Annotated in this window: 11 protein-coding genes; 6 read left to right on the plus strand and 5 right to left on the minus strand. The window is 36.5% G+C overall.

What is annotated here, in order from left to right:
* Positions 1–209: 209 nt before the first annotated feature.
* The 5 genes from C6H66_RS23200 to C6H66_RS23220 all read right to left on the minus strand — a co-directional run bounded on the left by C6H66_RS23200 (position 210) and on the right by C6H66_RS23220 (position 6,915).
* A complete protein-coding gene (locus C6H66_RS23200) occupies positions 210–953 on the minus strand; it encodes a hypothetical protein (RefSeq protein WP_105396855.1) in 744 nt (247 codons plus the stop codon).
* A gap of 74 nt (positions 954–1,027) precedes the next feature.
* Complete coding sequence (locus C6H66_RS23205) at positions 1,028–1,780, minus strand: hypothetical protein (RefSeq protein ID WP_105396856.1); 753 nt, start codon at positions 1,778–1,780, stop codon at positions 1,028–1,030.
* A complete protein-coding gene (locus tag C6H66_RS23210) occupies positions 1,777–3,696 on the minus strand; it encodes a lipase family protein (protein WP_105396857.1) in 1,920 nt (639 codons plus the stop codon). The genes C6H66_RS23205 and C6H66_RS23210 overlap by 4 nt, the downstream gene beginning before the upstream one ends.
* A gap of 24 nt (positions 3,697–3,720) precedes the next feature.
* Complete coding sequence (locus tag C6H66_RS23215) at positions 3,721–5,340, minus strand: type VI secretion system baseplate subunit TssF (RefSeq protein WP_248000798.1); 1,620 nt, start codon at positions 5,338–5,340, stop codon at positions 3,721–3,723.
* Between the two features lie 960 nt (positions 5,341–6,300).
* Positions 6,301–6,915, minus strand: a complete 615-nt coding sequence (locus C6H66_RS23220) for a plasmid pRiA4b ORF-3 family protein (protein ID WP_046397773.1) — start codon at positions 6,913–6,915, stop codon at positions 6,301–6,303.
* 677 nt (positions 6,916–7,592) lie between these two features.
* Between C6H66_RS23220 and C6H66_RS23225 the strand changes: the two genes are divergently transcribed.
* The 6 genes from C6H66_RS23225 to C6H66_RS23250 all read left to right on the plus strand — a co-directional run bounded on the left by C6H66_RS23225 (position 7,593) and on the right by C6H66_RS23250 (position 13,725).
* Positions 7,593–9,164 (plus strand): phosphoethanolamine transferase, encoded by a 1,572-nt coding sequence (locus C6H66_RS23225; protein WP_181150280.1) that lies wholly within the window; start codon positions 7,593–7,595, stop codon positions 9,162–9,164.
* Between the two features lie 440 nt (positions 9,165–9,604).
* Positions 9,605–10,126 carry an AidA/PixA family protein gene (locus tag C6H66_RS23230; protein WP_052739540.1) on the plus strand — a complete coding sequence of 174 codons (522 nt, stop codon included), beginning with the start codon at positions 9,605–9,607 and terminating at the stop codon, positions 10,124–10,126.
* A 31-nt stretch (positions 10,127–10,157) separates the two neighbouring features.
* Positions 10,158–10,760 (plus strand): AidA/PixA family protein, encoded by a 603-nt coding sequence (locus C6H66_RS23235; RefSeq protein WP_046397771.1) that lies wholly within the window; start codon positions 10,158–10,160, stop codon positions 10,758–10,760.
* 537 nt (positions 10,761–11,297) lie between these two features.
* The gene (locus tag C6H66_RS23240) at positions 11,298–11,876 is read left to right on the plus strand and encodes an AidA/PixA family protein (RefSeq protein WP_046397798.1); all 579 of its coding nucleotides are present in this window, start codon (positions 11,298–11,300) and stop codon (positions 11,874–11,876) included.
* 38 nt (positions 11,877–11,914) lie between these two features.
* Positions 11,915–12,511 carry an AidA/PixA family protein gene (locus tag C6H66_RS23245; RefSeq protein WP_052739541.1) on the plus strand — a complete coding sequence of 199 codons (597 nt, stop codon included), beginning with the start codon at positions 11,915–11,917 and terminating at the stop codon, positions 12,509–12,511.
* Positions 12,512–13,146: 635 nt separating this feature from the next.
* Entirely contained in the window at positions 13,147–13,725 is a 579-nt protein-coding gene (locus C6H66_RS23250) for an AidA/PixA family protein (RefSeq protein ID WP_046396167.1), read from the plus strand.
* The last annotated feature ends 175 nt before the right edge of the window (positions 13,726–13,900 follow it).

The following is a 13,900-nucleotide window of genomic DNA, read 5'->3' on the forward strand; positions in this document are numbered from 1 at the left end:
GGCAATTTTTCGAAATATATTCCGCGGACACATGAGGTTTGGTATATTTTGGCGCTACCCCTTCTACGGTGAGCCATTGATTCTCTTTAGGAGGAGAAAGCGGCTCATTTGGATCAGCACAGCCTGATATTAAAATCACTGATAAGATCGATAAGTATTGCTTGATATTTATCATGGTAATTGTTCCTCAATTCCTACAAAGGTAGATATTATTTTATCTTCCAGTAGTCTATAGTTCGGCGATGGAGGTCAATTCTTCCGTTAGGATACTCAACCCATTCGCCTCTCCCATTAGTTACCGTAATTTTTGGCATTTTAGTTTCATCCAGCTTAGGTTTAAAAATGATTTTCCATTTGGCCCCCGGTGTTAACTTCAACCTAAAGGGATATAATTTAACTTCACCTTGTAAGGATACGCTTTTCGGAAATCCTTCAACCATTTCTAAAACAGGGTAAAGAACCGGATTAAAATCAATCGTATTCGATGCAGGGATTTCGCTAATATTCGTCTGGACAGCATCATTGATAAAGGCGGTTAAACTGGTTCCCGTATATGGCACAGCATCTTTCACCAAATGTCGGACATCGGTATACCCCACTGCCACAGAAGCTTGATTGATTTTCCATTTACACCATCCTCCACCATTGAAAGGCAATTTCGCCTGAAAGTAACCGGTTTGGGGATCAGCTTTTACATCCAAATCCAATTCATAATAAGTTGGCACTTGATAAGGCGACATACCTGCATCAAGCTGATATCTCAGGCAGTCTTTTGAGATATATTGCGCAGATACATACGGTTTTGTATATTTCGGCACGACACCTTCCACCGTAATTAACTGTTTCTTCTCATCAGGCGAAAAAGGAAATAGCCTGTCAAGAAAGGCGTCTCCAAACGCCCAGTAAATAAAATAGAGAAATAATAAGGACAGCGTTATCTTCAATATTTTCATACGGACAGTTCCTTTTAATAACAGTATTCTCATATTGGCATTTAGATAAACTGGTGACACAACCTTATAGAACGTTACTTTATGTAACGGGTATCTACCATTTGGGTATTGATTTCAATGTGCCCGTCAGGATATTCAATCCATTCTCCCCTTCCGTTAGTGATAGTAATTTTCGGCATTTTAGTTTCATCCAGTTTAGGCTTAAAGGTGATTTTCCATTCCGCTCCTGGAGTTAACCTCAATCTAAAAAAACGTTGTGCTACTTCACCTTGCAAGAGTACTCTTTTAGGAAGTCCCTCAGACATTTCTAAAACCGGATAAATGGTGGGATGGTAATCCAGGATATTCAATATCGCAGTTTCGCTATTATTAACCTGGGTTACATCATTAATAAATGCGGTTAAACCAGTCCCTTCTGCCCCTTCAGATATAACAGCATCTTTCACCAAATGGTGTACATCGGTATACCCCACCGTAACAGAAGCCCAGTTAATTTTCCATTTACACCATCCCTCGCCATTAAAAGGTAATTTCGCCTGAAAGTAACCGGTTTGGGGATCAGCTTTTACATCCAAATCCAATCCATAATAAGTCGGTACTTGATAAGGCGACATACCAGCATCAAACTGATATCTAAGACAGTCTTTTGAGATATACTGCGCGGATACATACGGTTTTGTGTATTTCGGCACGACACCTTCCACCGTAATCAACTGTTTCTTCTCGTCAGGTGAAAAAGGAAAAAGCCGGTCAAAAAAGGTGTCGCCAAACGCCCAGTAAATAAAATAGAGAAATAATAAGGCCAGCGTTATCTTCAATATTTTCATACGGACAGTTCCTGTTTATCACAGTAATGCTGTAAGGCCAGCTCCCCTTGTTCTTCCTGCTGGCTGACCGTCAGTGACTTTATTAACTGCTTATCCATATCCAGAAAATAGAGATTTCGGTAGTAAACATTGTCAGGGATAAGCATCTTATAACTGTCCATTTTCACCTTAAATTGACGCTGGCTGTCCTGATAGACCGTAATCTTATCCGGCTCACATAACTCTCTGAGGCGCTTGTCAATATAACCCGCATATTTATACGAGCTATGGTTAGAGAAACCGAATCCGCCTTCCAAATCAGCACTTCTGTTTTCAACAAACAGTTTGTCTTTTTCTTGTTGACTGAGCTGATTAAACAACGCGTTTTGCCGCTCACCGGCCAGCGAAAAATCCTTTTCTGTCTCCTGATTTAACTCAGGAATTAAGTAGAGTTTTGTGGTGTTATCCAATATTTTTTCAGCAACACCGGTTATAAGAGAGGCATTCCGGGCGGAAATCAGCCATTCCGGGCAACTGTTGGCTTGAAAAAAATGGACAACTTTACCATGATGCAAATAGATTTCTTTACTGGCTGTCGCCTGTTTAATTGACTGCATAATCGGTGACGGCGACAACAACTTCATCACTGCCCAGTCATACCCCGCCGGCGCCCAATAATTGAAAAAAACATTATCCATATCCTGCTCAAATGGCACAGCAGGGATGACATCATCTTCATTGACATGGCGATAGTGGATAATAGAAGACAATTCCTCTACCGCACTGCGGGTTAATGTTCGCGGCATCCCGTAACTGTAGAGACAAGGATTATGTTCTTTCAGTTGTGCGCTGTGCAATAATGCCAGTGCGCCTCCCAGACTATGGCCGCAAATAAATAATCGTTTGTTTTTAACTAAGTTAATGATATCACCGAATACCTTTTTATTTTTATCACTGGGGACTATTAACTCTCCAACCAAATTAAATGCCTCCCAAAACCCTTTATGCACTTTACCATGATGAATAAACTCACTGCACAACGCTTTGTCATCATCGCAACTTAAAGCCAATGGCTGGAAAGTGGCATCAGTCAGATAATTATCCAGGCTAGCGGTTCCCCGCCAACTAACAATCACATCTTTCTCACTGGCAACATAAAACAGTTTGGTATCACCCTGCTTATTGTCTCCTGCTTGTGAATCAATAAATTCCACTCGCTTATAACGTTTACTAAACGGCACATCGTAAACCACAGGTGTTGCCGATAATGCTTCCACTTTATAGGGCAACTTTGAAACATCCACCATTTGCCGGTTAAAAAAGTGTTTCACAGAACCTTCAATATCAACATCCCCATCGGCATAGGCCAGCACACTCATTAAACACTGGTTATAAGCATTCACAATGGAATACTCCTTCTGATGATGTAGCAGTAAAACCCAGGCCCGAAAAGGACAGACTTCCAGAACATACCGCCGATTCACCGGATGGACCTGATAGCCTTTTGGTTCCGGGTCTGGGAAATGATAGGGCGGTGGAATTTTTTTGGGATCATTCCAATCATCTAGCGCCGGCAATCCATCACTAATCTGCCCGATAGTCACATAGCGATATTGATAGCCTTCGGCTTCCGCTTTTGGCTTCACCACAGAGGCCCCTTCACCGCGTATTTCCCGCAACGGACGCTGTTCCATTTCATCGGCCAGCGGCTGGGCGCCGATGTACAGAGTTACCGGATGGGGCGGCATATCTTCTTCCCTTAGCAATCCATTGCCATCGGTGACGCCTTTACGTCCTAGCAGCGGATTTCCACGGATTTTTAATCGATAAGGCATATTGACCAGAGGTTTCCCCTGTTCATCCACCAACTGAAATTCTATCCAGTGTTTCAGCATGTTTTTACAGTCAAGACAATCGAGTGGGCTTAATTTGCTCATTGATACACTTTCCTTACAATTAAATTACAGATAGGCACGCAGCCCAAACATCATGTGGTTAAAATTCCACAGAACTTTTCCTGTGTGGGCATCCATAACCTTCATCATCACAAAAGTCCTCATGCTGATGAAAAGCGTCATCAGGCGTGACACCACCAGACTGAACTGATGCATCTCCCCCTGATTGGCGTAACAATCCGGGTTCAATGTCAGGACGAGTTGATGGCCCCGCACTGGAACCCCTTTGTCCAGACGATCTATTAGGATGTTGTCCAGTTGAACGATACCGTCGATATGTTCCTGGATACGTTTGCTTAATGACTGGTCGTAGGAGAAATCGAATAGTTTGATCAGCTCTTTTAACGAGTCAGTGTGAAACGCCATCCAGGGGGACATGGAAAGGAAAGAGATGATTGTCCAGTTCGATCTATCTTCCTTATCCTCCGTTATTGGTGGGTGGCAGGCAGAAACCGGGGTGATATTGCTGACTTTCAGCCCCGAGGCATTTTCTCCCAGCTGATTGATAGCACCGATACCCAGGTTGGTGGCCTGTGTCCGATAACCGGTAAATTGACAAAGAATGGAGTGTGGCGGTAGGTTATCCGCTGGTTTGCCATTGCAATCAAAGAAGTGAAGATGTTGCAGGGTTCGCTGCGACATATCGCATTCCGTCCTAAGCTGATAATAGTAAAGAAACTCGGCGTCCGGCAGAAAATGCGCGGTTGGAATAAATTTTTCGATAGGCAGATAGCGGTAGGGTTGCCCGCGCTCCTGTTCCGGTTCAGTTGATGTGTAAATGTGGTTCAGCTTGAACAGTTGCTTAGTCGAATCCAATGGGATTTGATAATGGTTGGCTTCACTGTTTACCGAGATCTTCGCATTCATCGGCTCCAGATGTCTTACCGGCACACAGTCCAACAGAAAGGTTTGGGAAATATCGTTTAACATCAGATGACCATCAAACCGAAAAATCAGCTCGAATGTCCGGTCTGCGTTCAACTCCACCAATCGACGACCTTTCTTGATATCAATCGTCACAAAATCATGCACATGGGGCAGATAATAGTACTCTGTCATCAGTTGCAATATAGAGTATGGCGTGGTTTTCTGCGCGGGAAGGATAGCGACTTGCCGCGCGGTTCCCCACAATGCCGGCACAGGGTAACTGCTATCAAGCCTGATGGTTTCGTCCTGTGTTCGCAAAAAGACATCACACAGATGAAAGTCAAGCCATAAGGCTAATTCAGCGGCTTGCAGACGATCGCTGCCCAGAAAGAAATGCAGCGGTTGGCTGAGCCACTCTGAGGTATTCTCCGAACATTGCAGTGTTAGCGTTATTTCACTGTACTCTGGGGTTGCGTTCAGTTGCCGGTCAATCACCGTCAGTGGTTCGATATGCAGAGGGCAGCAGGTTTCAAAACGGATTTCCTCTTCGCCTTCCCCGGCAGAAACCAACGTCCCTTCGGGTAGCGTCAGCGCGGCCAGGTGATGTTTCCCAGCGGGTGAAAATTGAACGATGCTGGTGGGCAGGACCGGGCACATGGCATATGGCCAAATATGTGCCATCATCCCTAATGTGAGTTCGGGAAATTCATCCTCAATCTTTTCGCGAATACGGGAGGCTGACAGCGCAAAGCCCTGCATCACTCGCTCAATATCCGGATCACCGGCGCCTTCGGATAAAAAAATCTGCCAGATGCGGATTTTTTTTTGCGACTTCCTGCGCCAATTGCCGTATATATTGCAATTCTTGTAGGAATAGAGACTCTTTTTTATTCATAACACACTGTCCTATAAGGTTTTTATCTGGAAAGATGTTTGTGAGGCGATTGCTGTAGCCTCACAAGGGGCATATTTTTCCCAGAGTTGAAATAATCAATTTTTTGTTAGAAAAATAACCTAGTAAAAATCCCATCATCACAGATAAAAGCAGTGCTTATAGCGTGAATAATGGCGAGTTGAATGAGAGGGAGAGAGAAATCAATCCCAATCAGTTAGTCCCCAAGGATAAGGGGAACAGGGGGTAATTTTTAAATATAGCCCATATAATGGCATTTAAGTAATAATTAAATATTCGTCAGATAGCAAGAATTTTTTTCAAATTTACAAAAATATAAATTTGTAAGAAAGTGTTACAAATTCGATATGGAGTCAAAGAGATATTAGTCCATCTCGAATTCGCTAATTAAAAAAATATTTTTATTACAATCTCTTACGATGATTAATGGCATTATCTATTTAGTCGTTGTTTTAATAACTTTGTTAATGCAACCGGAAAGAAGTGGTGAGAGAAGAGAATCTTATATTCATGCTTCATTTTTGCATGCGGTTTTTATTTTCTATTGATTGATAAGAGCGGTCGGTAATAGTAATACCTGTTGCAATAGTTACTCTGTTTAATATCAGGCAGGTGATGATAATGATATTAAATACCAGTGCAGTTTGATAGGGTTAATCTCAAAGTCCTCAGAAACTGCACTTGATACTGAGCTAATTACCACCTAATACCATGAGAAAAGTTAATTCAAATCAAGCTCCAATGTCCATCATGGCGATTCATCCGAAACTTTTCTCAATGATGATAGATTTATCCTGCTGTTAGGTTTATTCCCAATCCCACAAGAGATGGTAACGATCTCGTGACCAGCGATAATAGAGCGCCAGGAAGGCATTGATATTGTTAATGGGAAATTGGTCGAAGTCGAAATCTTCATCTTCATCCAGATCAAGTAATTTACTTACCCATTGCTGTGTATTTACATATTCCTCATGGTCAGGATCATTCAGTATTGCGATTAAATCTTCATAACCATCAATCCCGCCGGTATCTTCCAAGGGACAAGCGCGAGCGCCATCCAGACAATAAAAAGGAAGCGGGAGGTTATTGGCAGGATAATGACTGTTTTCTAAGGTAATTTCATGTTCCCATTCATCGCCAAGATCATAGAGATAGGTAAAAGATCGCCCTTTTTGTTTAATCAGATCAGACAGACGGTATAAATCTTCTTCCTTGCCATCAGATGAGCTTTCTGGCGTTTCTGTTAGTCGCAATTTGCCAATACGGAATTCATGTAGATGACTATCCTGCCATCCCATCACGATTTGTATCACGTCATGCAGCCTGTCAAATGAAATAGAGGCTGGAACGACAAATTGCCGCCAAATAGCAGGTTTTGAGTCTATAAGTGTTATTTTTAATTGATAGAATTTTTCATTCATCGCTAATCTCCTCATGGTTTTGAGATGATTCTTTCTGTGTGTGCTATCTATTGTCAATATTTTATTGAGTTTTCCTGGCTGGATTTACTGGAATACCAACATGTTTGGCTATTGTATGAAAAGCTTAGGTCATGTCATCAATTTCAGCAGCTAATGTTCATAATAGCTTTTAATAACCAATAATTTGACCTGATTTGCTTTCTCTTTACTGAGTATCGATTACGAGGATAATGTTTCTTTAAGATGCACAGTGTTTAAATAGATATTTTCACTATTTTTCAGTTAGTTACCCTTGCCATCGGATATATGTCTTCGTGCATGGGTTGCTTATTAAGTATAGTTTAAAATCGTGAGCAGGATCGATATAGTCATAGTTTTTGCTATTAACAAAAAAAACGCATATTATTTACATGCTGTTAATCAAATATGGAAGGTTACTAACTGTCCTGACTCAGGAAATTCCTTAACTAAAGTTACAGATGTGAGTAAGGTGTTTTTTTATGCGCTAGTTTAATGGCTTAGTGTCGCAATCTGAATGGTGCTGCTTGAAGCTGTATCATGATGGTAGTTGATTAACCACAGATTTTCTTATTGTAAAACCACTCCTATTAATAAGAAATGATTATGAATTTTTGGTGTTTTATTGCATAGATTGAAGGAAATGAGTGAGTATGCTATTGGGTAAAAAAATCAAAGAAAATTTCACTTTGATATGCTTATTTGGTTTTATTTCATTGGTCCATTTAAGCCTTGGATATCAGCTAAAGTTTATATATGTATTTAGTGCTTTTTCAATGCTGATATTATTGTCCAGTTTGAGTAAATATATATATTATATTTTGGTATGCATGATTGGATTAATTGGTGTGTTCTATGCTCCCGTAGGATTGAATTATGGCTGTCCCGATATCAATTCAGTAGGGTCTTTAATTTATACTAATAAAAATGAAGCGTTAGAATTTATCAGCGGGTTGCCTCTTTTTACCTATTTGGTGGTGTCGGCTACTATTATATTAATGATTTTATCTTTGAAGATAAGGGTAACGCTAAAGAGAAAAAATATAATATTTCTGTCACTGTTTTCTGTATTGTCAGCTTTTTGGTCACCGGTAAAAGGATATATAAAGTCTGATTTCGATCCTAACTTTAATCTATTGGCATCAGGATTACCAGAAATTAGATTTTTTAGTGATGTCGTTGAGAGTTATAAAGAGGTTAATTCAGAAAGAATCAGGTTCGCTGAAATAATAAAACAGAAAGACTCTTGGCAGCCGGTGATAAAAGAGGATAAATATGAAACCTATATTATGGTCATTGGTGAAAGTGTCCGAAAGGATTTTATGAATGCGTATGGTTTCCCTTATAACAATACGCCGTGGCTGGACAAGGCGAATGGCAAGATATTTACAAATTACATCTCATCAGCGGCATCTACACAGTTATCTTTGACTAATTCACTGGCTCTGAAAGGCGAGAATGCGATCAATTTGAATGATAGTGTCATAACGTTGGCGAAAAAAGCCGGGTTTTATACCTATTGGGTATCTAATCAGGGGATGAAGAGTGCTTTTGATTCTCCGGTGGCGTTGATTGGACAGCAGGCGGATAGTGTCCATTTCCTGAAAAGCGGTAGTTCTGATGACCGGCGTTATTTGCCTGATGATAAATTGATGCCTTATGTTAAAGAGGCATTAATACCAGAAAAGAAGAAAAAACTGATTGTTATTCATCTAATGGGATCTCACCCACAGGCATGCGTCAGAACGAATGGGAAATATGATCTGTTCTTACAATCGGAAGAAATTTCTTGTTATGTAAAAAGTATATCTAATACGGATAAGTTACTTTCTGAAATTGCGGCTGAGGCTAATCATCATCATGTAAGGTGGACGATGCTTTATTTTTCAGATCATGGGCTTTCTTATGTTGATAAAGGAACCGATCAAGAAAACCTGACACATGATGATGAAAATAAACAGAGTTTTCAGGTGCCGTTTTTTATTACCGGCAGTGATTACTCTTATCGTGAGGAGATAACAGCACAAAGAAGTGGATTGCATTTTCTGACGCTATTTTCTGAATGGCTTGGAATAAGTGAAAAGAATATTCCTGATGATTGTAATATGGTATCTAATAGTCAATGCAGTGGGCAAGATAAGATTATTACCTTTAACAATGAAGTTAAAGATTATGATGAATTAAATGACGATCTCCCCGATACACAATTCTTGTCGAAGAATATCAACTGATAATTTATTTTAAGTAATCATTATAGTGATGATTATTCTATTGATGAATTAATCGTTGAGTAAAATTGAATTAAATAAGAGGATTTCTTCTTTGAGGAAATCCTTCTTAAGGCAAGTCATAATGTAGAATTTGTTAATATAAAAATATCGATAAGGTTAATATCTTCGAGATTAAATAATACAATCAATTATACCTTAAAAGAGTACTAATCTGTTTATGAACTAATATCGTTATGATATTAATTTGATATAAATTCTTTATTTTAAATAATAAATTATTGGTAGGATTTGGCTGTGTCTAAAAAGATTTCTGATAAATATATAAGTAATTTTTTTATCTAAACTGTGATTTATACCAGTAGTTATTTCAGGTTTAGTAGTGAATTATTAGAATGATAGAGGACTCTTGGTTCAACTTAATCCAATGAAGGGGTACAAAAATGAATCAAACTGTAAATGTTCTTATTTGTGTGGATGTTGATTGTATTATTAATGATTACAATAAATTGGGAACAAATCCGGACAACCCTACAATGGTAGGTAATGAATATTTTCATTACATTACTAATAATGAAAACGCTTATACACCTAAAGATAATGCTACGGGTGGATTGATAGTAAAAATAGGTGTCGATGATATTATCCGGTGGAGAGTCATATCTTTAACGCAACAATTGATACATTCAGTAAACTTATACAAAAAAACTAAAGAAAATACCTATAAAGCGATAGCACCGCTAAAATATACTCAGGAAGTAACAAAGGTCACTTACCCAGAACAGAACAATAATCAATTACCCGGCACACCGTTTAAATATGGCATAGAATCTATAACGCAATCGTATATGGAATCAAAAGGTAAGAAATCAGGTAAAGAAAAATTGACTTTTATAGTAAGTATACATTATAACCTTGAATTAATTGGGTATATTTCTCATAGCTCTTTTGTTCAAGTTTTATAAACTACAAAATTAAGATAATAGGGCCAACATTATGAACACTGATGATAATGCTGAATTTGTTAATAACATAGATATTTTAATTTGTATTGACGTACAATCTATCTTAAATAAATTGAATAAAAATAAACTAAGTCTGAGCCAAGATTATAAAAAGCCGACTAAAATTGATGATAATTTTTTCTATTATATTACCACTGAAAATCAAGAGTATTCTCCCGAGAAAAATTCTACAAATTCACTTAAAGTTACAGGTAAGGTAGGTGATATAGTTAGGTGGCAATCTTCTAGCATATCTGCTCAATTTAACCATAAGGTGTTTTTATATCGTGTGGAAAAAAAAGATGCGAATGATTGCATTTCTCAACCAATGACTATATATACATTAACTAATGTTGTTGTCCCGAAGCTTAAAAAAGCTCTGACACCTCAGGAAGAAAATAGTATTGAATTGCCACAAGCTCTTTTAGCCGATTTTATCCATGAAAAAAGACATATTTACTATCAAAAATCTACGCTGCGTAAGCCTGGTATAGTTCAATATGCATGGTATATATCTATTTATGATAACTTAAATAAACTTGTTGGTTATTGTAATCACACTCCGTTAACTAGCATTGTTATTTCTGAGGATTAATTGTAATCTAATTATTCAACATGGCTAATGTAACTTAGTATTTTAGTTTACCGAATTAATATACGCGTTACGCCAAGGACAGGCAGAATTACATTTAATATAAAAATTAAGAATTTCACTGCCATATTACTGACTAAATATATAAAATTTATTCTCATTTTATTGTAAACTATAAATTTATAATTAGATTAATTACTCGATGTTTTATTTTCTTTCACTAAGTGTTTTTATTGTTAATTTCTTATAATTAATAATGAAAAATTAATTTTACAGTTAAATATCACAAAAGTATAATTTTAATATAAGAGAGAGTGTTGAATTACTCATGTTTGCAAATGGTGATTTAATACTAAAAATAATAACTTTTCGTTTTAATATTAATATGAAACTTATTTATATATTAAATAATTGTTTTAAATATATAGATAATTTATTTTTAAAAACTATGATTTATATCAGTAGTTTTCTTGAACTGAATTATTAATATAATAGATGATTGTTAAACAATCTAACACTTTATTGTGAAGGAGAATAGATATGAGCGACGTTATAACGGGTTCGAAATATCAAGCTGTAGATATTCTTATTTGTGTGGATGTAGAAGCTATCCTTCGTGATTATGATTTAAGTAAATCAAAAACATTAGGGACAGCTAAATCAGTACATAACAAATATTTTTATTATGTAACAAGTACTGGGAATCTTTATACTCCTAAAAATAATGCCAAAGGAGAGTTAGAGGTAGTTGTTAACGTTGCTGATGACATTAGATGGAGGCCGATGTCTTTAACACAGCAATTTGAATATACAGTACTTTTATGCTATATGAGATTACAAGCTGATGACGGTGGTGATGTTTCGCTTATAACATTACCGCAACTTGATTATGGTGATATTTCTATTCCTTATTTAGCTAAAACCGATAATAATATCAATAATGTAGTATATAAAAGAGATGGAGAAAATAATGGCGGACTAATAACAAGATATTATCATCAATCAACGGCTCAGAGGGCGGGACGCGGTTCGTATGTCTGGTATATGAAAATATATCGTAAAAAACAACTCATTGGATATATTGGTCATGATCCTTTCATTACAGTTCTAGATGATTAAATACTTATAAAACCAATATAAAAAATAGGAATAGTATTATGAATAATGTTGAATATACAGAGCTGGATGATATGAAATCCATTATTGGTGTACAATTGACTGATATTCTTGCCGTTGTCGATGTAAAAGCTATCAAAAACGATCTCGGTGATTCTATTAGTAAGGAGCCTAACGCACCAACGATAATGGATGATAAATACATTTATTACATTACCTCTCAAAATAATATCTATGTGCCCAAAAATAACGCTCAAGCTACACTTCTAATTCAAGGTAAGGTGGGGGATGTCGTTAGATGGCGAGCTTCCACTTTATCAGCTCAATTTGATGATCAGGTCTTTCTATATCATATGGCAGGGGTAGACGCCAAATCGATAATTTCGCCACCAACTCTGACATCAGCTATATCTCAAGTTGCGGCTCCAAGCAAAGAGGCAACATTAGGGACTAATCAAGACTACCCTGTCGTACTGGAAACGCGTAATATTTTCAATCAAGGATCTAAATTACGTACTCCAGGTATAGCCAAATATTCATGGTATATATCTATTTTCGAAAGATGGAATGTTAAAGACAACATTGGTAATCTTGTTGGCTATCTTGCTCATTCTCTAAATGTTCAAGTGGTTGACTAAATTTAACATTGCCTAAAAATTTAATAAATCAACCATGAAATATTAAAAGTTTGGTAAGTTATCACTGGAAAACAGAGTGTAATTTCCAGTGATTTTACTTTATTTCCGATGATTAATTGTAATCTAATTATTTAAATAACTGATACAAATTAATATTTTGGTTTGCCGAATTAATATACGTATTATGCCAAGGATAGGCAGAATGATATTGAGTATAAAAATTAAAATTTTTACTGCCATATTACTGACTCAATATATCAAATTTATTATCATTTTATTATTAAATTAAAGGTTTAGAGTTAAATTAATTATTCGATATTTTATTTTTCACTAAGTGTTTTTATTGTTAATTATGAAAAAATAATTCTATAGTTAAATATCAGGAAAGTATAACTTTAACGCAAAAGAAAATGTCGAATGACTCATGTTTACAAGAGGTGATTTAATACTTAAAGTAATAATTATTTATTTCAATATTAACAAGGAATTTATTTATATATTAAATAATTTTTTAAATATATAGATAATTTATTTTTAAAAACTATGATTTATATCAGTAGTTTTCTTGAACTGAATTATTAATATAATAGGTGATTGTTAAAAAATCTAACACTTTACTGTGAAGGAGAATAGATATGAGTGACGTTATAGCGGTTTCGAAATATCAAGCTGTAGATATTCTTATTTGTGTAGATGCAGAAGCTATCGTTAGTCGTTATGATTTAAGTAAATCACAAACATTAGAGACTGCGAAAGTGGTATCTAATGATTACTTTTATTATATAACAAGTACTGGGAATCTTTATGCTCCTAAAAATAATGCTCAAGGCGAGTTGGAGATAACCGTCAATGTTGCTGATGACATTAGATGGAGGCCAATGTCCTTGACACAGCAGTTTGAATTTACAGTACTTTTATGCCACATGACAGGATCAGCTATTGATGGTAATGATGTTACGCTTATAACATTACCGCAACTTGATTATGGTGATATTTCTATTCCTTATTTGGCTAAAGATAATAATACTATAAGTAGTGTAGTATATAAAAGAGATGGAGAAAGTAATGGTGGATTAATAACAAGATATTATCATCAATCAACAGCTCAGAGAGAGGGATACGGCCAATATACCTGGTATATAAAAATATATCGTAAAAGGCAACTCATTGGATATGTTTGTCATGATCCTTTCATTAGAGTTCTGGATAATTAAATACTTATAAAACCAATATATAAGAATAGGAACAGTATTATGAATGATATTGAATATACAGATCTAGATGATATAAGATCCATTAGTGGTGTACAATTGATTGATGTTCTTGCCATTGTTGATGTAAAAGCTATCACAAACGATCTCGGTAATTCCATTAGTCAGGACCCTAGCA

Source organism: Photorhabdus hindustanensis (assembly GCF_002968995.1).
Classification (GTDB): Bacteria; Pseudomonadota; Gammaproteobacteria; order Enterobacterales; family Enterobacteriaceae; genus Photorhabdus; species Photorhabdus akhurstii.